This window comes from Candidatus Edwardsbacteria bacterium (assembly GCA_031082425.1).
Lineage (GTDB): Bacteria > Edwardsbacteria > AC1 > AC1 > EtOH8 > UBA2226.
In genome coordinates this window covers 1-19,851 of record JAVHLB010000014.1, presented here as the reverse complement: position 1 = coordinate 19,851, position 19,851 = coordinate 1, and the positions used below count along the sequence as shown (strand labels likewise).

Below are 19,851 nucleotides of genomic sequence, written 5' to 3'. Positions count from 1 at the left end.
TTATTTATCCCCTTTGCCCCATTCACTCGGAATGCGATAAGTAAGAATATCTGTTAGTGGACGATAATATCCCATGGCCGTAATTTTATAACCAAAAGCCGGCTTGCCTTCGCCTGTCGGTTTACCAGAAGCATCCAATCCACAGTAATATACACACCCGGCAGGTTTGCGTGCTTTACCATTTCTTACAGCATCATGTGTTGAGTCAATAGGGTTATAAGTTGAACCTGGAATCAAAGCTTTCAACGGATAGGGCGGTTTATTAGTCCCCGCAATAACCGAACTATCGAGATAATTTGATGAAACCTTACAAACCATCGTATTAATATCGCCAGGATAAGCTCCATCAGCCCTGGTAGAAAAATCTTCAGTGCATAACTGTATGGTATGCATATTGGCAATTATTGCCGCTTGGTTGGCATTTTTAGAAGAGGTGACATACTGCGTATACCCTATTGTTGCCAGCACAAAAACAATGAACAGCGACATCAGGAATTCCAGTAACGAGAAACCTTTTGAGTTTTTCACACCTGTTCCTTTCGTATTATTAACTACGAATGATTATACTGCAATCATGATTTATGGTTGATCGAAAGTTGAGGATAAAACCCCAGTAATTCACTTGGCGTTCTTTGCGTCTTGGCGGTTAAAAAGACAGCTTTTAACTTCTCGGTTTAAAATCACTTAATAACCTGCAGCACATAGGTCGGTGGGTTGCCGTTGGCGTATATGATTTTGAATTTTTTATCCAATAATGACTGGATGGCCGGGATCAAAAACCTCTGCCCTGTCCCGCTGACCGGCTCCACCATCACATAATCGGCCTTTTCAATTGACTTTAGCAAGGAATCCTGTTGCGTTGTGAACGGATAGCAATATGCTTTTCTTTCCGCGCCAAGGTAGAACAGCGTCGGCTTGCGGGAGACCACAATGCTATTCTCCGTGGTATTTGCTTTGACCCACTCCGTCGCCGCAAAAAAACTGCGCCAAGCCGGATCGTAGCCGGAATATTTATCCTGGGAGTGATAATTCCCTGCCTTCAGGTTGCTGTCGATCATATTCCAGCCGGCTGAGACATTTGCAGCGGCTATAAGGAATAACAGCATCACCGCCGGCCATAAAGATCCCCTCTTAAAAACTAAGGAGATAGCATATCCGTAAGCCTGAACCAAGTAGAACAGCAAAAACGGCAGCAGCGGCAGCAAGAATCTGATGTCCGACCAGGCCTCCGGCCACAGCAGGGACATCCCTAGATATATAAGAACGAACCAATCGTAGCCTTTGGTATTTTTGATGATCCTGACGATCAAAGCCGTAACAGCCGGAATCACCGTCAGCAGCATTAATATCACCAGGCCTCCGGACAGCCCCCAGCCATCGACCGACGGAAACATCATCCGGGGCAGAACATTTATAGAATATATCTCGAGGTTGGCAAAAAATCTCTGTATCAGTCCGCCGATCCCCAACAATCCCAGTTCCGGCTGGTAGGGGTCCCGCATCAGGAACTGCTCCAGATATCCGCCCGATGTTCCGTAATGGCTGTTGCGCAGGGCCCAGGGCATGGTCAACGCGATGCAACCGGCCATGAAAATTGCCGATGCTTTGAACTTCCTCTGAAAAAGCAGATAGATAAAGATCCCCAGATACAGGGCGATCCCGGCGCTGCGGATATGATTGGCAAAGACTGCGGACAGAATGACGCCGGCCAGCCAAAGGTGTCCCCCGCTCTTCTCCCATTTTTTCAGGGCCAGAAATGTCAGCAGGACAAAAAGGGTGAACGGCAGTTCGGACAGCACCCAGTGGGTGTATTCCAGAAAATAGGGATTGATGGCCAGCAGCCAGACCGGCGCCATGTAAAGAACCTTACTGTCATCCTTCATCAGGAGCCAAAAAGCCAGCAGGGACAAGAGGCCCGACAGCCAGGGGACCAGCTTGTACCAGGCATAGGGCAGTTTCAGCAATGATATCGGCGACAGCAGCAGAGGGAACCCGAAGGGATACTGGGTATGGGCCTTCCCTTCCGGGGTCCATATTTCGCTCAAGCCCTGGCCCTGGACCAGCGACCGGGACAGCGACACATAAGCCGCATTATCGCCGCCCACGAAAGGCTTGGGATCGAACATCAGCAGGGAGATCAAAATGAACAACGCCAGAACTGAGATCAGAAGCCACCGGGTATGCTTCGCCGCCCATCCCGACAGATCAAACCCGCCTTTGGCCGGGGTCACTTTTTGAGCGGGTATTTTTTCCTTACGGCCCATCAATTGACAAATCGGTATTTGATCAGGGTCCAGATGGCCGGCAGGGCGTCGTACCAGTGGATCTTCTTGCCCTCGTGGTAATCCCGGCCGTCGTAGGTGATGGGCATCTCGTAGACCCTCAGTTTCCGGTTCTTGAATATCTTGGCGGTGATCTCCGGCTCGATATCGAAGCGGAAGGATCTGAGATCCAGGTTCTTGATCACCTCCGAGCGGAACACCTTGTAGCAGGTCTCCATGTCGGTCAGCATGGTATTATACAGGACGTTGGTCAGGGCGGTCAAAAACTTGTTGCCCAGGTAATGCCAGACCATGAACACCCGGTGGGTGCCGTAGAACCGGGAGCCGTAGACCACGTCGGCCGCGCCCCGCACGATGGGCTCCACCAGCCGGGGGTATTCCTCCGGCGAGTATTCCAGGTCGGCATCCTGGATGATGACGATATCCCCGGTGCATTCCCGGATGCCGGTCCGGATCCCGGCCCCCTTGCCCAGATTGTAGGGATGGTATGAAATCTTGATGCCCGGCCGGCCCTCGTAGGTCTTCAGGATGTCCCGCGTGCCGTCGGTGGAATAATCGTCAACTATCACCAGCTCCTTTTCGATGGGCACCGCCAGCACCCGGGCGATTATCTTTTCGATGGTGGCCTTTTCGTTGTAGACCGGCATGATCACGGAAAGCTTCATTTAAAAGGACCTTTCGTAAATGGTTATCTCGGGGTAGAAGTAATTCCAGTCGGCCAGGGGATATCCCTCGAATTTTATTCCCCAGCACTGCGGGATCCTTTTGAACACCCGGCTGGCCCGGTAATCTTCCTTGAGATCTCTGAAGAACTCATCCCGCACCTCGGGGGCCACCCGGCAGAAGGCGTACTGTTTGGACTCGTATTCGCTGACGATGATCAGGGGCGGATGAAAATATTCCAGCTTGGCCGGATCATAATCCAGCCTCAGCAGTTGATACTGGCTCTCATCCAGGGGCGGGGTGTAGAACCACAGCCGGCCGGCCAGTCCGATGATCGAGTTATAAGGCACATGCTGCTTGATGTATTCCGCCGCCGCCTCCCGGGGGTCCTGGCCGGACATCACCTTCACCCAGGCCAGGCTGTTGGCCAAGGCGTAGCCGGAGGTCAAAAGGATCAGCAGGCCGGCGATCAACGAAAAACTGCGGCGCTTAAAATATCTCCCGGCCTTTTCCGCCGCATATATGATCAGCAGCACCATCAGAGGGACTATCAGCACCATGTGCCGCATATAGGGCGAAGCCTTGTAGCCGTAGATCAAAAGATACGGGACGATGCCGGCCGCCAGGATCAGGCCGGTCTTGTCGGGCTTTATAACCAGCGCTGGCAGGGATGCCAGGAACAATATCCATCCCGGCCAGCCCAGGGAATGCCGGCTGATGTAGAGCCAGGGATACAGCCAGTCGGTGGCAAAATCGTTGTAAGCCAGCAGGCGGCTTATCCCGTTCTCCCATTCGGCGAAGGACAGCACCGAATACGGGCATCCCAGCAGGAATCCTGCGATCAGACAGCCGGCAAAAAGGGAAACTTTGATCGGCGCTTTTTCAATATGCTGGTCGCGGTTCATTTTCTGCCGGATCAAAAGAACTCCGAAAACCGATACTACGCCCGCCAGGGCGTTGTATTTGGTGGCCACCGCTGATCCCGCCACCAATCCGGCGGCCGCCCACATCCAAAGCCGGTTATCCTTGAAAGCCTTGATGATCAACCACAGCGCCGCCAGGAACCAGAATCCCACCGGGCCGTCCACCGTCAGGTAGTGCGATTGTATCACCATGGTCGGCATTACGGCCGCCAGCCAGGCCCCGGCCAGGGCATATATCTGGTCTTTAAAGAACTCCCGCCCCAGCAGGTAGGTCAGCCAGATGGTCAGCACCCCCAGAGCCACGCTCAGGGAACGGGCCGTCAGCCAGATCCTGGCGACGTGATCCAGGGTCACCGTGGAGGCTTCGTCCATTATCTCCCTGGGTGAGGGGACGAACTTTGCGGTATGGGCCGCCCACCACAGTGCACCTATCAGGTAGTAGTGCAGGGTGGGATTGACAAAGTAATGCGGGTTGAGCCCCTCCTCCGCGGTGGACATCTTCAGCAGGGTGGTGAAGGCCACGCTTTCATCGGGATGATAGGCTTTCCAGTATGGCGCCCGGGGGATACCCCAGTTCAGGCCGCCCACCCTCAGCAGCAGGCCGTTCAGCAGTATCAAGCCCAGCAGCAGATATGAAAGAACATTTTTTTTTATCCGCATCCCGCCTGCCATTGCTTACTTTTTTGCCGCGAACCAGTCGATGGTCTTTTTTATACCCTCTTCAAAGCCGACCTGGGGCTCCCACTTCAGGATCTTCCTGGCCCGGCTGATATCGGGCCGCCGCACCTTGGGATCATCGGCCGGCAGCGGTTGGTGCTCGATGGCCGACCCGGTGCCGGTGTATTTCTTGATGGCCCGGGCAAATTCCAGAATGGACATCTCCTGGGGGTTGCCCAGGTTTATCGGCTGGTGCTCCGACGACTTGATGGTCAGATAGATGCCCTCTATCAGGTCCGAGGCGTAGCAGAAGCTGCGGGTCTGGCTGCCGTCCCCGAAAACCGTCAGGGGCCGGTCGTTCAGAGCCTGGTCGATCAGGGTGGGAACCACCCGCCCGTCGTCCAGGCGCATCCTGGGCCCGTAGGTGTTGAATATCCTGACGATACGGGTGTCGATACCGCGATAGCGATGGTAGGCCATGCTTAGGGCCTCGGCGTAGCGCTTGGATTCATCGTAGACGCTGCGTGGCCCGATGGGGTTGACGTTGCCCCAGTAGTCCTCGCTCTGGGGGTGCACCAGGGGGTCGCCGTATACCTCGGAGGTGGAGGTCAGCAGGAATCCGGCCCGCTTCTCCCTGGCCAGTTCCAAAAGATTATGAACGCCGTACGACCCCACCAGCAGTATCTCCAGGGGGATCTTGACGAAATCTATCGGGCTGGCCGGCGAGGCCAGGTCGAGGATGAAATCTATCTGGCCTTCGATCTTGAAAGGCTGGGTGACATCCTGTTCGATGAAACTGAAATCCTTGTTCCCCTGCAGGTGGCTGATGTTCTCCAGACTCCCGGTTATCAGGTTGTCCAGGGCCGTCACCTGGTGCCGGTCGGACAGCAGGCGGTCGCACAGATGGGAGCCCAAAAAGCCGGCTCCCCCGGCCACCAGCAGTCTCATCGGCCGATGCCCCGGTATATGAATCCCAGCTCCTTCATCTTTCCGGGATCGAAGATGTTACGCCCGTCGGCGATGGCCGGGACCTTCAGGAGCGATTTGATCCTGGCCAGGTCCAGTTCTTTGAACTCCTCCCACTCGGTGACTATCACCAGGCAGTCGGCATCCCGGGCCGCGTCATATGGATCATTGCAATAGTGGACGTCCTTCAGCACCTGCCGGGCCCGGTCCATGGACACCGGATCGTAGGCCCGGATCTTGGCTCCGTCCTTCTGCAGGGCCTCGATGATGTCGATGGAGGGGGCGAAGCGCATGTCGTCGGTGTTGGGCTTAAAGGCCAGCCCCAGCATCCCGATGGTCTTGCCGGAGATGTTCCACACCAGCTCCTCGATCTTCTTGACGAACAGTTTCTTCTGGTCTTCGTTGATCTCCTCCACCGCCTTCAGCAGCTTGAAATCGTATCCCAGCTTTTCCGAGATCCGGATGAAGGCCTGCAGGTCCTTGGGGAAGCAGAAGCCGCCAAAACCTATCCCGGCGTTCAAAAAGCTCCGGCCGATCCTCCGGTCCAGTCCCATGCCCTCGGCCACCTGTTCCACGTTGGCGCCGGATTTTTCGCAGACGTTGGCCACCGCATTGATGAAGGAGATCTTCATGGCCAGAAAGGAATTGGAGGCGTGCTTGATCAGCTCCGAGCTCTGGATGTCGGTGGCCACGATGGGGCAGCCCAGCGGCGAATACAGCTCCAGCAGCATTTTCTTTGCCCGCTCGGAATCGGTGCCGAACACCACCCGGTCGGGCTTCAGGGAGTCCTCGATGGCGGTGCCCTCCCTCAGGAACTCCGGGTTGGAGGCCACGTCGAACTCCACCTTGTTGAGGTTGTTGACCGCCATGGTCTGCTTGACCCGGTCCCCGGTCTGCACCGGCACGGTGGATTTCTCCACCACCAGCTTGTAGCTTTTCATCCGGCGGGCCACCGTGGCGGCCACGGTCTCCACCGCCGAAAGGTCGGCCTCCCCGTTGGGCCGGGGCGGGGTGCCCACCGCAATGAAGATGATGTCAGCCTTGTCGGTGGCCTCCTCGATGGAGGTTGAGAACTCCAGGCGCTGAATATTCTTGTCCATCAGTTCCTTCAACCCCGGCTCGTATATCGGGATCTGGCCCTTCTTCAGCATCTCGATCTTGGCGGTATCATTGTCCACGCAGATCACCTGATGCCCCCATTCGGCGAAACAAACCCCCGACACCAGGCCCACGTAGCCGGTGCCCACCACTGCCAGCTTCATTCTTTCCTCCTGTAGATTATTATTTTATCGTCCTGCCAGAAAGCCACCTGGTTCTTTCCCCTCTCCTTGGCGTGATACATGGCCTGATCGGCCTTTTCTATCAGGGCCCGGTACTCCTGGCCGTCAGCGGGGCAGCTCACCACCCCGATGCTGGCGGAAAGCTGCTTGCCCCCCGGCTTTCTTTCGGCAAATTCCGTATGGTAGATGCTGTGTCTGACACTCTCGGCCTTCTCCACTGCTGTTTGATTTTCCACCCCCGGCAGGATCACGGCGAACTCGTCGCCGCCGTAGCGGAAATAGACCGCCTCCTTCACGCCCACCGCTGTTTTCATGATATCGCCCAGGCGTTTCAGTATCTCGCTGCCCTTAAGATGGCCGAAATTATCGTTGTATTCCTTGAAGAAATCCAGGTCCAGCCAGATCAGGGACACCATGGCCTGCTTCTTTTGCCAGTGCTCCAGCCGGCGGCCGAATTCCTCGATGAAGTAGCGGTAGTTGTGAAGCCCGGTCAGTCCGTCGGTGGTGGCCTCCTTCTCCTTCTCCTCCAGGATGCCGGCGTTCTCCAAAGCCACAGCGGTATAATTGGCCACCAACACCATGGCCGCCAGCTCGCTCTCGCTGAACTTGCGGTTGGACTTGACCTCGGAGATGTTGATCACCCCGATCCGCCTGTCACGGATGATCAGCGGGACCACCAGCATGGAGCGGATCCGGTTATGGTAGTGCTTGGGAGAAGGAACGAACAGCGGCTCCTTGTCGGTGTCCGGGACATTGAGCGGCTGGCCGGTCCTCAACACTTCGCCGGCGATGCCCTGATCGCTCTTCAGCCTCAGCTTGCCCACCGCCCCGGCCCGAACGCCCCGCGAGGCTCTTAAGACCAGCTCATTGGTGTCGTGGTCCAACAGCAGTATGGAACAGCGGTCGGCCTGCAGCAGGTCCTGCACCGCATCCAGCGTCAGGTTCAGGGTCTCCTCGATGTTGCGGGAGGAGGAAAGCAGGGCGCCCATCCCGAACAGGGCGGCTGACTGGATGTCGGAGGCCGTCTTGGTCCATTCGTCGGCGATCTGGCACAGCTCCTGGTTGCGCAGCCGCCATCTCTTCTGCTGGTCGGACAGCAGCCCGGCCCAGAAGGCGGTCAGCGACAGCAACCCGATCTTGAACAGCAGGTCGTATAAAAAGTACTGGTCCCAGCTTAGTTCGCCCCTCCATATCAGGGCCAGAAAATACATTCCCGAGGCCAGGACGGTGACCTTAAGGGCTGCCTGCCGGTTGCCGGAGACCGCCGCCAGGAATATCGTCAGGTAGTACAGATAGAAGAACTGGCTCTGGGCTCCCATGGTAAAAGCGATCAGCAGGCTGGCGAAGACCAGATCGAACACCAGGCTCACCCAAAAAGCCCTCAGGAATTTAAGCATTTTTCTTCCGGCAAAGAACACCAGCAGGTTGTATAAAGCCGCCAGGCCCAGGGTCAAGTACAGGCCCAGGTAATGCCCGGCCAGATCCTGGGGCCGGAGGGTCACCAGCAGCAAGGCCAGGAACAGCACCGCCCACCGGACCCAGCCGGATAATTTCTCCTCAAAGGAGATGATGTGTATGGCTCTTTTGGCTCGGTTCGGCATTTACTTTTCCCCTGCACTTTTGCCTGCCAGGAACCCGGTGGACCAGGCTATCTGCAGGTTGTAACCACCGCAGGGCCCGTCCAGGTCCAGTATCTCACCGCAGAAATATAAACCCTTGACCTTTTTGGATCCCATGGTGGCCTGGTCTATCTGGTCCGGATCCACCCCGCCGGCCGTAACCACCGCTTCGTCGAAACCCCGCAAGCCGGTTACGGTAAATCTGATATCCTTTAAAAGTTCGATGACCTTTTTGCGCTGTCCGGCATTTAATTGATTGACCCTCAACTCGCCGTCGATCACGCACAGTTTGATGAATACCGGTATCAGCTTGGCCGGCAGGTATTCCTTGATGAATATCCTGAAGGTCTTTTTACCGGAGGCCGGGATCTCGCGCTGCAGCCGCCGATTCAAGGTCTCCTCATCCAGGGCCGGCTTCAGGTCCAGCCGGCAGTCCACCGGGCCGTCATCCAGCCAGGAGCCGATCACCCGGCTGGCATCCAGCACGATCGGCCCGGAGATGCCGTAGTGGGTGAAAAGCATCTCCCCGAAATATTTTATCTTCTTTGAGCCGCGGGCAAAGGTCAGTTCCGCATTTTTTAAACTCAGGCCCTGCAGTTCCTTTACGAAATCCTCTTTGACATTAAGTGGGACGTCCGATGGTTTCAAAGGGCTGACGCTGTGGCCCAGGTCCGATGCCCAGGCATAGCCGTCCCCGGCGGAGCCGGTGCCGGGATAGGACTTACCCCCGGTGGCGATGACCAATCTGTTCGATCGGTAAACTTCGGTTCCGGCCGTAACGCTGAATCCCTCCCGTTCCTTTCGGATGCCGGTGACTCTGGCATTGGTTGTCACCTTGGCCCTTCCAGCAGCCAGATATCTCTCCAGGGCCTCCAGCACGTCGCGGGAGCTGTCGCTCTCCGGGAAATACCGCCCGCCCCGCTCCAGCTTGGTCTTAAGGCCCAGCTCCTCGAAGAACCTTAAGGTGGATTCATAACCGAATCGGGACAGAGCTCCGTATAGAAAACGGGCCTTGAGGCCGCAATCGGCGATGAATTTCTTTGCTTCCAGGTTGTTGGTGATATTACAGCGGCCCTGGCCGGTGATCAGCAGTTTTTTGCCCAGGGAAGACATTTTTTCCAATAAAAGAACTGATGATCCGCCTTGGGCTGCCGTTCCGGCCGCCATCATCCCTGCAGGACCACCGCCGATGACTATTACATCTATTTTTGATTTTTCCGAGGTAGCGATAAAATTGACCTTATTTGTGTAACTTCAATAACTTACATAATACCAAATTTTATGTCAACTTTGCAATATATTTGTGAAAAATATTTGATTTTTATTGGCCCAGGGCTGAACCACCAAGACACCAAGGCTCAAAGGGATATTTTATGCCAACTTGTCATTGCGAAACGACTTCCCCGCTTCCCTTATTAAGCAATCCACAATTGTTATTCCCGCGCAGGCGGGAATCCACAGAACCAGCATCCCCTCTAAAAAGAGGGAATTGAGGGGTGTGTCCAGAGGTCCCCGTTATCCACCGTGAGGGGCTTGAGGGCCTGCACTGAGGTTAACATGCATTGCCCTCTTGAAAGTGGGTGAGTTATAAAACAACCTCACCCTTCATCTTCTAAAGCATAAGGGGAAGGAAATTAAAAGCCCCTTCATTGCTGAAGGGGCTTTTAATATAGGTCAGATTACTTTCTGCCTTTTTTCTTACCAACTTTCTTGATTGGTTTCGCTATCCGCTTCACGCTTTTCGCTTTTCCGGCCGGCTTCGCTTTCGGCTTCACCACCTTCGGTTTCCGATTTCCGATTTTATTTTTCTCTGCCTTCATGTCTTTAATAGCCGCCTGGGCCGCGGCCAGCCTGGCAATGGGCACCCGGAACGGCGAGCAGGAAACGTAGTTCATTCCCACCCGGTGGCAGAACTCCACCGATGACGGCTCCCCGCCGTGCTCCCCGCAGATGCCCACCTTCAGGTTGGGCCTGGTGGCCCGGCCCCGCTGGATGCCTATCTCCAGCAGCTGCCCGATGCCCTCCTGGTCCAGTATCTGGAAGGGGTCGGCCGGCAGGATCTTCTTCTCCACGTAGGCCGGCACGAATCCCCCGATGTCGTCGCGCGAGAATCCGAAGCCCATCTGGGTCAGGTCGTTGGTGCCGTAGGAGAAGAACTCGGCCGTTTCGGCTATCCGGTTGGCGGTCAGCGCCGCCCGCGGAACCTCGATCATGGTGCCGTACATGTAGTCGATCTTCTTGACGCCGTATTTGGCGCATACCTCGGCATAGATCTTGTCCACGATGGCCTTCTGGTCCACCAGCTCGTTCTTCATTCCCACCACCGGGACCATGATCTCAGGGCTGATCTTCTTGCCCTCCTTGATCAGCTCCACGGTGGATTCCAGGATGGCCCGCACCTGCATCTCGGTGATCTCGGGATAGGTGACGCCCAGGCGCACCCCACGGTGGCCCATCATGGGGTTGGACTCGTGGAGATCGTCGGCCCGGTTATCGAGCGCTTCGGGGGTGATGCCCAGGGCCTGGGCCAGTTTGTTGCGCTCCTCCTGGCGGGTGGGCACGAACTCGTGCAGCGGCGGGTCCAGCAGCCGGATGGTGACCGGAAATCCGTCCATCACCTCCAAAGTGGCCTTGATATCCTTCTTGACGAAGGGGTACAGCTCGGCCAGGGCCGCCCGGCGCTCCTTGACGCTCTGGGAGATGATCATCTTGCGCAGGCAGAACAGCGGGGCTTCGGAATTCTTGCCGTAGAACATGTGCTCGGTGCGGAACAGCCCTATGCCCTCGGCCCCGAAACCCCGGGCCTTGGCTGCATCCTCCGGGGTATCGGCGTTGGTGCGGACCTTCAGCTGGCGGTAGGAATCGACGTATTTCATGAAGCCTACAAAGCGTGGGTTCTCGGTAGCATCGATCATGGCCAGCTGCCCGGCATAGACGTAGCCCCGGGTCCCGTTGAGGGTGATATGATCGCCTTCCTTGAAAACCTTGTCGCCCACCTTCATGGTCTTGGTATGGGCGTCGATATGCAGGGAGCTGCTGCCCACGATGCAGCACTTGCCCCAGCCCCGAGCCACCAGAGCGGCGTGCGAGGTCATTCCGCCCCGGGCGGTCAGGATGCCCACCGCGGCCCTCATCCCCTCCACGTCCTCGGGGTTGGTCTCTTCGCGGACCAGGATCACCTTTTTGCCCTGCTTCTGCCAGGCCACTGCATCGCTGGCGGTGAAGACTATCTGGCCGTTGGCCCCGCCCGGTCCGGCCGGCAGGCCCTTGGCCAGCACCGCGGAATTCTTCTCTGCGGCCGGGTCGACGATGGGGTGCAGCAGCTCGTCCAGCTGGGCCGGGGACACCCGGGTGACGGCGTCAGCCTTGGTGATCAGCTTCTCCTCCACCATGTCCATGGCCATGTTCAGGGCGGCGGTGCCGGTGCGCTTGCCGATGCGGCACTGCAGCATCCACAAACGGCCCTCCTGGATGGTGAATTCGATGTCCTGCATGTCGCGGTAGTGCTTTTCCAGGCGGTTGCGGAAGCCGTTCAGTTCCTTGTAGACCTCCGGCATGGCGGTCTGCAGGGAGGACATATGCCTGTTCTGCTCGTTCTTGGTGTCCTCGTTCAGTGGATTGGGGGTGCGGATGCCGGCCACCACGTCCTCGCCCTGAGCGTTGACCAGCCATTCGCCGTAAAAGTGGTTGTCGCCGTTGGCCGGATTGCGGGAGAAGGCCACCCCGGTGGCCGAGGATTCGCCCATGTTGCCGAACACCATGGCCTGGACGTTGACCGCGGTTCCCCACTCATCGGGGATGCCCTCTATCCTCCGGTAGGAGATGGCCCGCTTGCCGTTCCAGGAGGAGAACACCGCTCCGATGCCGCCCCATAGTTGATCCATGGCATTATCGGGAAATTCCTGGCCGATTACTTCCTTGACCTTGGCCTTGAAGCGGCCGCACAGATCTATCAGATCGTTCTCGGTCAGATCGGCATCGGTCTTATAGCCCTTGTTCTTTTTGACCTCGCCCAGCATGTCGTCCAGCTGCTTGCGGATCCCCTGGCCCTCCTTGGGCTCCATTCCGGCGGCCTTTTCCATCACCACGTCGGAGTACATCATGATCAGACGGCGGTAGGCGTCGTAGACGAAGCGGGGGTTGTTGGTCTTCTTTATCATCCCGGGGATGGTGGCCGAGCACAGGCCGACGTTCAGCACCGTCTCCATCATTCCGGGCATGGAACTGCGTGCTCCGGAGCGCACCGAGACCAGCAGGGGGTTCAGCTTGTCGCCGAACTTCATGCCCATCACCTTTTCCACCTTGGCTAGGGCGGTTTCCACCTGCTTTTTCAGCTCCGGCGGATATTTCTTGTTGTTCTTGTAGAAGACGGTGCACATCTCGGTGGAGATGGTGAATCCGGCCGGCACCGGGATCCCCAGATGGCACATCTCGGCCAGGTTGGCGCCCTTGCCGCCCAAAAGGTTCTTGTCGCTGGCGCTTCCTTCGGCCGATTTCCCGCCGAAGAAATAGACATACTTGGACATTTGAACTCCTCCTGCCGTGATCACACGGCAATATATATGTTGTTGGGTTTTGGTTTCCAAAACAAGTGGTTATTTTAGCACAAATGAATTTGATTTGCAACGGGATGTTTTTTGCCCTCACCCCGCCCTCTTCAAACGCATTTGGAGAGGGCAAACAACGATCCCCCTCCGTATCGGAGGGGGCCAAGGGGGCGGTCGTAGGGGCGGGTTTGAAACCCGCCCCTATGTTTTCGTATAATTTTATTGATATTCCAATTGCCCCTCATCCAATTCCAATTCATAGATTTTCCTCTTGGCCGGAACCGGTGCAGGATAGCTGATTTTTCTTATATTCGACAAGATCCAGGCCAGATAGCCCTTTTCATAGACTTTCGCGCATGATGCTATCAGATCTTTTTCCTCCCAGGGCCGGACATCAATCACATCGGCCATTGCCAAAATCATGCCATTCTCTTCCTGGTAGTGCTTCGAAAGATAATTATCGTTTTCTATTATGATCAGATCCTTCAATGGGAAAAACGGCAGTTCCCACCTTCTGACCTCAATAGTCTTAATTCCACTGGCTACATTATTACCGTTGGGTTTAACGATTGACAGGCATTTATATATCATCTGTTTAATTTCGGATTTTATTTATCATCCCCCTCGTCGTCCGCCCGGGGATGGGCCTGTTGGTAGACCTTTTTGAGACGATCGGTGGTGATGTGAGTGTATATCTGGGTGGTGGACAGGTTGGCGTGGCCCAACAGTTCCTTGACCGCCTTCAGGTCGGCCCCCCGGTCCAAAAGATGGGTGGCAAAGGAATGCCGCAGAACGTGGGGGCTGGCCTTGCCCCCGTAATGCGCCGAGCGGATTCGTGTCTGGACGATCCTTTGCAGCTGCCTCCGGTTGAGGGCCATCCCCCGCGCCCCCCGGAAAACTGTTTCCTGATTCTCCCGCCCGGCAATGTATTTTTTTAAGGCGCTGATGGATTCGCGGGTCAGCGGCACTATCCTTTGCTTGCTGCCCTTGCCCATGACCTTGACCTGCCCGCCGGAGAGGTCCAGATCCCCGGCCTTCAGTCCCAGCAATTCCGATGACCGCAATCCGCTGCCGTATAACAGTTCCATAATGGCATTGTTGCGGACCGTATCCTCCGGCTTTTCCTGGTTTGACTGGACGGCCTCCTCCGCCTGCTGTTCGGAAAGGAACGAAGGCAGCTTCTTGTCCAATTTAGGAGATCTCAAGCCCAGGGCTGGATTGGAAGGAATGATGTTCTCCCGGGCGCAGTATTTGAAGAAGGCTTTTATGGCCGAAAGCTTTCTGGCCGCCGAACGCTTGTCCAATCCCTGCCTTTGCAGTATTCCCAGGTAATTGCGGATGGTATTGCGGTCGATCTTGGTCAGGTCATCATGTTTAAGATGATCGAAGAACTGCCGCAGGTCCCGCTGGTAGGCCTGGCAGGTGTTGTCGGCCAAATTGCGCTGGACTTTGATATATTTTATGAATTTATTAATGGGCATACTTTTATAAAAATATGACTTGACGCTGTCACCCTGAGACCTGCCGGTTATCATACTATCCAAATGGGTGACGATTCCGCATCCCTCAACCTGTATTGCATTGAAGTCACCTGGGAATGACAGTAAAAGCCTTTGTGCCTTGGTGGCTAACCCGGGTCCTTCTCCATGGCGGCGAACCGGACCACTTTGTTCCTCCCGCCCTTCTTGGCCGCATACAGAGCCTCATCGGCTGCTTTTATCAATTCGGCCTTCTTCTTGGCGTCCTGGGGATAGGAAGCCACCCCCAGGCTGACGGTCACCGGCAAATCCCCGGCCGTGGTCTTGAATTTTTCTCCCTCTATGGCCAGGCGCACCTGCTCGGCCAGCTGGGCGGTCTCCTTGTCGTTCCGTCCCGGCCACACCGCTATGAATTCCTCTCCGCCGTAGCGGGCCACGAAGTCGAAGGACGAGATGCTTCTCTTCAGCCGGGCGGCCACTTCCTTGAGCACCGCATCGCCTATGGGATGTCCGTAATTGTCGTTGAGTTTCTTGAAGAAATCAATATCGAACAGAGCTATGCCCACCGGCTGGCTGCCGGCCTTGGTAATGGTCTCCTCCAGATATTCCTGGAACCGGCGATGGTTGGCCAGCCCGGTCAGGCCGTCCCGGATGGCCAGATTCTCCTTTTCCTCGTACATGGCGGCGCTCTTCAGGGCCAGCGAGAACTGCCCGGCGATGATGTGAATGGTGTCGCGGTCGGCCTCAAAGACTTTAGGCTGGCGGCTTTCCAGCACCAGCACGTAATGGCAGACATCCTCGTATAACAGCGGCGCCGCCAGCACCGAGCGAAATCCGTGGTCCGGTCGCTCGTCTCCTGAGAAACGATTGATGCCTATGGACCGCCTATAAAAATCATCCACCGAGCGCCATTCCTTTAGATCGACCGCCTGCTGGGACAGCGAGCCGGCAATGTCTATCTCCGTTCCCGGGGCGGGGTAGCCGGCATTGGCCGGGTCGGACAACAGCACCCGGGCCTTCCCCGGCTCGGGCAACACCTCCAGCAGGACTATATGGTCGCAGGGCACCAGCCGGGGGATCAGCTCCTGGATTATCCTGATGACATCGTTGACCTTCAGGCGTGAGGCCATCAGCTCCAGGCGGCTGTTCCACTGCTGCAGCCGGTCCTTCTCCAGCCCCAGGGCCGAGTGGCTCTGATGAAAATGCACCAACTTGGCCGCCTCCTCGGCGAACCCGGCCAAAAGAATCTTGTCGTTTTCATTGAAAGCCCCGGCCTGTTCGCTGTCAACCACCAGCACCCCGATCACTTCGCTCTCCTGCAGCACCGGCACCGACAGCACCGAGCGGACCTCCTCGGATTTTCGGTAATATCCCAGGTCCCTTGAGTCCCTTTCGTAACTGGCATATAAAAGGCCCTGGCGCTCCCGGGCCGCCCAGCCCAAAAGGCTGCTGCGGATCTCCAGGGAGGCATCCTTGATGACCTCGGCGCTGTAGCTTTTGAAAGCCATCATATTCAAAGTGCCGGTAAGATTGTCAGCCCGGAAAATGGCGCTGGTCTTGGTTCTCATGGCCGCCTGTATCAGGCTGCACAGCGAGGCCAGGTCCTCTTTAAGGTCTTTTTGGACGGTAACCGGCTCATCGAATGACATTACCGGCTGGCCGCCTGCTCCGGAACTGCGCCCCCGCCTGGTGATTACCAAGCTGATGACATAGAGCAGTATCAATGCGGCGGTTATAGTCATGCCCGGCAGCAATTCCTGCCGCCAGCGTCCGCCCAGAAAACTGGAACCCAGCTCGATCAGCAGGATGGATGCCAGAGGCACGGCTTTCCACTTATCGCTGCGGAAGATGGAAAGGACTATCAACAGGCCGTATAAAAGCACCAGCGGCGAGGCCACAGCTCCGCTAAGCTGGACCGCCAGGCCGGTGGCGGCGGTCAGGATCAGGACCTGAAAAAACTGCCAGCTTCCCCGTTTTTCCACCCGCCAGTATCTGATCGTCAGAATTGCGTATATCCCCAGCAGGGCCAGACAAAAACCCATGATCGTCAGGCTGATGCTCTTCTGCAGCGAGGGTTCCAGCGGACGGTAAAAATACCCGGCGGTCAGGCCCACGATCATTGCCGTTGCCAGAATGATCAAAAACACCTTGATGGGGTTTATCTTGGCTTTGGACATATCTTTACCTTACGTTATTTTAAAAGCAGCCATGCCAGCGAGATCAGGCCCGCCGCCCAGCAGTAATAGGCAAAATACTGCAGCTTGGAATTTCGGATTATTTTCAGCAGGATATTTATCGCCAGATAACCCGACAGCGCAGCTGCCAGCCCGCCTAATATGATCGCCTCCAGCTCGCCCGGCGGCAGGCCGGTCTTCAGCACATCCTTGAATTCCAAAAGGCCGGCCCCCAGTATCACCGGTATGGACAGCAGAAAGGAGAATTCGGCCGCCTTTTCCTGGTCGACCCCGGAATAGATCCCGGCCGAGATGGTGGTCCCGGAGCGGGAGATGCCGGGCAATATGGCCAGGGCCTGGGAAAAGCCTATGATCAAAGAGTGTTTCCAGGAGATCTTCTCTTGCCGCTTGGCCACTTTTCCGGTCCCGAAAAGAATGGCCCCGGTGGCCAGCAAGGCCAGCGACACCGCCACCGGATTGTTGAAAGCCTGCTCGATGAGATCATCAAAGAGGATGCCTATCACCGCCGCCGGGATGGTGGCCAGGATCAGCATCAGGGCCAGCCGGAGATTGTCGTCGCTGAACTGCCATTCCCCCCTGACCCGCCTTATCCGTCCGGTAAAAACGGCCTTGATCAGTTTGCCAATCCTCCGACGGAAAGCGAAGCATACCGCCAGCAGGGTGGCCAGATGCAGGGCCACCTCGAAGCGGAGATTGCTGGCGCCCAGCCCCAGGAATTCCTCGAACAGCACCAGATGTCCGGAGCTGGAGACCGGCAGAAACTCTGTCAACCCCTGCACCAAGCCTAAAATGACCGCCTGAAAAAGGTTCATAAACTCCTTTATTAATTACGATATCCCCACGGCAATGGCCATCAGTCCCACCAGCATGTCGATTTTTAATATGAAACTGAGCTTGGCGTAATCGACTCCCAGTGGATTTTTTAACAGCTGATAGATCATCGGCAAAAGCACCAGGTCCACCCCCAGAACAACCGCCAGCAGGTACCTGATATTATAAATCTCCATCAGATAAGGCACCGGGCTGAAGCTTACCAGCAGCAGCAGGCTGAAGGCCGAAACGGACAGGGCTCTCTTGTGGCCGGCCCTGATGACCAGGGTCCTGGCCCCCGACTGCCTGTCGCCGGATAGGTCCTGAACGTCCTTGATGATCTCCCGGGACAGGTGCATCAGAAAGGCAAATACCGCCGGAAATGCCGCCAGCACCGGATTGTTGACGGTCAATCCCCCGTAGATAAAAGCCGAAGCGCATATCAAAGCGATGATCAGGTTCCCGCCCAACCCCATCATCTTTCCCCTGGCGGCATACAGCCAAAGCAATACCGCCACAACGGAGGCCACCAGACCGGTATCCCTGCCGATCAACCATCCCAGAACAATGCCGGAGAGATAACAAAGGAGGCTGAAAATAAAAGCCCAGCGGGGAGAAATGCGCCCCGAGGGGATCGGCCGTTCCGGCCGGTTTACGGCGTCTGTCTTTTGGTCGTAATAATCATTCTGGGCATTGCCGCCTGCGGCAATGATCATCGCAGAGATGACCGCCATGATCACCAGGCGAATATTGGCCGATCCGACATCCCCGCCGGTGCCTATCAGCACCGAGAATCCGGTGATGGCTACGTTGCCGATCCGGGAAAGTTCCAATATGTCTCTGATCTTCTTCATTAAAAATATATTTCTATCAACAGGTCCAGGCCCCGGTCGTTGCAGCCGGTTCCCGGCCGGTTGTTGGGATTTTTTACATAAGCCAGCCAGATATCCGCTGTCAGATCGACCCAGTAGAAAGGCTCCCATTGAAAGATAATTTCACCCTTGTCCATCCGGCTGAAGGCTCCGCTTAAAAATGAAGTACCGGGATCATCGGCCTCAAGATAGCCCCGGTCGATCCTCCCCTCCCCGTGCCTTTCCATCTGATATCCTACTCCGGCATTCAGACGGGGATGAAACCGGTGTTCCAGAACCATGTCCAGCGCGTCGGCATCGGTGCCCACCCAGTGGCCCAGTATATGGACGGTATCTGCCCCTACATAGCGATTGGCGTATCTGCGATGAGTATATACCCATTTTTGGTTGCCGGCCCATTCTACCCTCAGGTCGGAATCCGTCAGCCCGGCCGGATCTGCCCAGTGGCCGCCCAGCAGAAAGCCCAGTTTCTGGGGGGCCGGCGGATCCTGCTCATACTGCACATCATCCATTAAAAGTTCCCCGTAGGTCGAAAAACCCCGGCCGGGCGTCCAGCGAATATCCGCCGACCATAGGACATTGTCATCATCCCGCTGGTTCCATTGGTTGGCATAATAGGGCAGCAGGGGATTCATATAGGCCGGATCGATCTGATTGGCCTGGTAAACCACCGCCTCTGAAAAACCCCACCCTATGTTCCACGGCAGCTTGATTCCCAGCCGATGCCCGGAGATATAGCGTTTCTGGTCGGTGCTCAATATTCCGAAGAAGGACTGGAGCTCAACTCTCTTATAATTAAGTTCGAGATCAACGGCGTCGAACCCTTCCGAATTGTCCGAAAGCAGCAAGGTGCCGAAAGTGCCCGGGCCCCACCATCTCTGCTGCCGGCCCAAAGTAAGGGCCAAATAGGGATGGGACGTCCGGAAGTAAGCCCATCCGGTTGAGTATTCTCCTCCCCTCCAGCTTTTCAGGCTGCCGGATAATCTCTCGACCTTCTCGGTTTCTTTTTCCAGGGTCAAAGTTATTCTCTGGTCAAAAATGAAAATGTCCGGCATCCCTCCAAAAACATCCAGCATCCCCGTTCCCCGGCTCTGAGGTGGTTCGTTATGGGAGATGGCGGCTTCCAGCCCCAGGCTGATATCGGCGCTGAGGGCGGCTCTTCCATCATCGTAGGAAAATATTTCTTCATCAGACAGCCTTCTATCTGTTGTCCCGATATTAAGCTCCTGGCTGAGCTGGTCAAAATAATAACGGTCGGTGGTTGACAGGCCCGCCGCCCCGTCCATCTGTCGGCGTAAAAGATCCTGCAGCTGTTCGATCACCTGCCATCGCTGGTATGGCTTCGATACCGGCAGGCTTACATATCCCTTGGCTTGAAATCTCTGCAGAACGGGGTATGACCAGTGGTCCAGCGGAATATCGCGGCTGTCTTCATTGGCTGGGGCCAAGAAAGGGATTGCCAGCAGGCTGGCTAATATAATTATCTTTCTCATACCCTTTTAAGTTATCATATTATAGGCATGTTTTTCAAGCAAATTTATTGGTCCCTATAAAAAAAG

15 protein-coding genes are annotated in these 19,851 nt (G+C 56.1%); all 15 read right to left on the bottom strand.

What is annotated here, in order from left to right:
- On the bottom strand, nucleotides 1–528 hold the full coding sequence (locus tag RDU76_11250) for a prepilin-type N-terminal cleavage/methylation domain-containing protein (protein ID MDQ7799496.1): 528 nt from the start codon (nucleotides 526–528) through the stop codon (nucleotides 1–3).
- Nucleotides 529–680: 152 nt separating this feature from the next.
- Nucleotides 681–2,267, bottom strand: a complete 1,587-nt coding sequence (locus tag RDU76_11245; protein MDQ7799495.1) for a hypothetical protein — start codon at nucleotides 2,265–2,267, stop codon at nucleotides 681–683.
- Nucleotides 2,264–2,947: a glycosyltransferase family 2 protein gene (locus RDU76_11240; protein MDQ7799494.1), complete on the bottom strand. Its 684-nt coding sequence runs from the start codon at nucleotides 2,945–2,947 to the stop codon at nucleotides 2,264–2,266. Before RDU76_11240 ends, RDU76_11245 begins: the two co-directional genes overlap by 4 nt.
- On the bottom strand, nucleotides 2,948–4,528 hold the full coding sequence (locus RDU76_11235) for a glycosyltransferase family 39 protein (protein MDQ7799493.1): 1,581 nt from the start codon (nucleotides 4,526–4,528) through the stop codon (nucleotides 2,948–2,950).
- Nucleotides 4,529–4,543: 15 nt separating this feature from the next.
- Nucleotides 4,544–5,473, bottom strand: a complete 930-nt coding sequence (locus tag RDU76_11230; GenBank protein ID MDQ7799492.1) for an SDR family oxidoreductase — start codon at nucleotides 5,471–5,473, stop codon at nucleotides 4,544–4,546.
- Nucleotides 5,470–6,753, bottom strand: coding sequence for a UDP-glucose/GDP-mannose dehydrogenase family protein (locus RDU76_11225; protein MDQ7799491.1), 1,284 nt, complete (start codon nucleotides 6,751–6,753; stop codon nucleotides 5,470–5,472). Before RDU76_11225 ends, RDU76_11230 begins: the two co-directional genes overlap by 4 nt.
- Nucleotides 6,750–8,372 carry a sensor domain-containing diguanylate cyclase gene (locus RDU76_11220; protein MDQ7799490.1) on the bottom strand — a complete coding sequence of 541 codons (1,623 nt, stop codon included), beginning with the start codon at nucleotides 8,370–8,372 and terminating at the stop codon, nucleotides 6,750–6,752. The genes RDU76_11225 and RDU76_11220 overlap by 4 nt, the downstream gene beginning before the upstream one ends.
- On the bottom strand, nucleotides 8,373–9,587 hold the full coding sequence (locus RDU76_11215; GenBank protein ID MDQ7799489.1) for an NAD(P)/FAD-dependent oxidoreductase: 1,215 nt from the start codon (nucleotides 9,585–9,587) through the stop codon (nucleotides 8,373–8,375). It lies immediately after the preceding gene.
- A gap of 482 nt (nucleotides 9,588–10,069) precedes the next feature.
- Nucleotides 10,070–12,916: a pyruvate, phosphate dikinase gene (gene ppdK / locus RDU76_11210; protein MDQ7799488.1), complete on the bottom strand. Its 2,847-nt coding sequence runs from the start codon at nucleotides 12,914–12,916 to the stop codon at nucleotides 10,070–10,072.
- A 240-nt stretch (nucleotides 12,917–13,156) separates the two neighbouring features.
- Complete coding sequence (locus RDU76_11205) at nucleotides 13,157–13,528, bottom strand: ASCH domain-containing protein (GenBank protein ID MDQ7799487.1); 372 nt, start codon at nucleotides 13,526–13,528, stop codon at nucleotides 13,157–13,159.
- 17 nt (nucleotides 13,529–13,545) lie between these two features.
- On the bottom strand, nucleotides 13,546–14,418 hold the full coding sequence (locus tag RDU76_11200; GenBank protein MDQ7799486.1) for a tyrosine recombinase XerC: 873 nt from the start codon (nucleotides 14,416–14,418) through the stop codon (nucleotides 13,546–13,548).
- A 146-nt stretch (nucleotides 14,419–14,564) separates the two neighbouring features.
- A complete protein-coding gene (locus tag RDU76_11195) occupies nucleotides 14,565–16,592 on the bottom strand; it encodes a diguanylate cyclase (GenBank protein MDQ7799485.1) in 2,028 nt (675 codons plus the stop codon).
- Nucleotides 16,593–16,606: 14 nt separating this feature from the next.
- On the bottom strand, nucleotides 16,607–17,422 hold the full coding sequence (gene uppP, locus RDU76_11190) for an undecaprenyl-diphosphatase UppP (GenBank protein ID MDQ7799484.1): 816 nt from the start codon (nucleotides 17,420–17,422) through the stop codon (nucleotides 16,607–16,609).
- Between the two features lie 15 nt (nucleotides 17,423–17,437).
- Nucleotides 17,438–18,274, bottom strand: a complete 837-nt coding sequence (locus RDU76_11185; GenBank protein MDQ7799483.1) for a geranylgeranylglycerol-phosphate geranylgeranyltransferase — start codon at nucleotides 18,272–18,274, stop codon at nucleotides 17,438–17,440.
- Nucleotides 18,274–19,785 (bottom strand): capsule assembly Wzi family protein, encoded by a 1,512-nt coding sequence (locus tag RDU76_11180; GenBank protein ID MDQ7799482.1) that lies wholly within the window; start codon nucleotides 19,783–19,785, stop codon nucleotides 18,274–18,276. Before RDU76_11180 ends, RDU76_11185 begins: the two co-directional genes overlap by 1 nt.
- Nucleotides 19,786–19,851: the final 66 nt, after the last annotated feature.

What these genes read in the sequence shown, in the direction of transcription:
- RDU76_11240 (MDQ7799494.1), bottom strand. Translation starts at nt 2,947, where the DNA reads ATGAAGCTTTCCGTGATCATGCCGGTCTACAACGAAAAGGCCACCATC.
- RDU76_11235 (MDQ7799493.1), bottom strand. Translation starts at nt 4,528, where the DNA reads ATGCGGATAAAAAAAAATGTTCTTTCATATCTGCTGCTGGGCTTGATA.
- RDU76_11230 (MDQ7799492.1), bottom strand. Translation starts at nt 5,473, where the DNA reads ATGAGACTGCTGGTGGCCGGGGGAGCCGGCTTTTTGGGCTCCCATCTG.
- RDU76_11225 (MDQ7799491.1), bottom strand. Translation starts at nt 6,753, where the DNA reads ATGAAGCTGGCAGTGGTGGGCACCGGCTACGTGGGCCTGGTGTCGGGG.
- RDU76_11220 (MDQ7799490.1), bottom strand. Translation starts at nt 8,372, where the DNA reads ATGCCGAACCGAGCCAAAAGAGCCATACACATCATCTCCTTTGAGGAG.
- ppdK (MDQ7799488.1), bottom strand. Translation starts at nt 12,916, where the DNA reads ATGTCCAAGTATGTCTATTTCTTCGGCGGGAAATCGGCCGAAGGAAGC.
- RDU76_11205 (MDQ7799487.1), bottom strand. Translation starts at nt 13,528, where the DNA reads ATGATATATAAATGCCTGTCAATCGTTAAACCCAACGGTAATAATGTA.
- RDU76_11200 (MDQ7799486.1), bottom strand. Translation starts at nt 14,418, where the DNA reads ATGCCCATTAATAAATTCATAAAATATATCAAAGTCCAGCGCAATTTG.
- RDU76_11195 (MDQ7799485.1), bottom strand. Translation starts at nt 16,592, where the DNA reads ATGTCCAAAGCCAAGATAAACCCCATCAAGGTGTTTTTGATCATTCTG.
- uppP (MDQ7799484.1), bottom strand. Translation starts at nt 17,422, where the DNA reads ATGAACCTTTTTCAGGCGGTCATTTTAGGCTTGGTGCAGGGGTTGACA.
- RDU76_11185 (MDQ7799483.1), bottom strand. Translation starts at nt 18,274, where the DNA reads ATGAAGAAGATCAGAGACATATTGGAACTTTCCCGGATCGGCAACGTA.
- RDU76_11180 (MDQ7799482.1), bottom strand. Translation starts at nt 19,785, where the DNA reads ATGAGAAAGATAATTATATTAGCCAGCCTGCTGGCAATCCCTTTCTTG.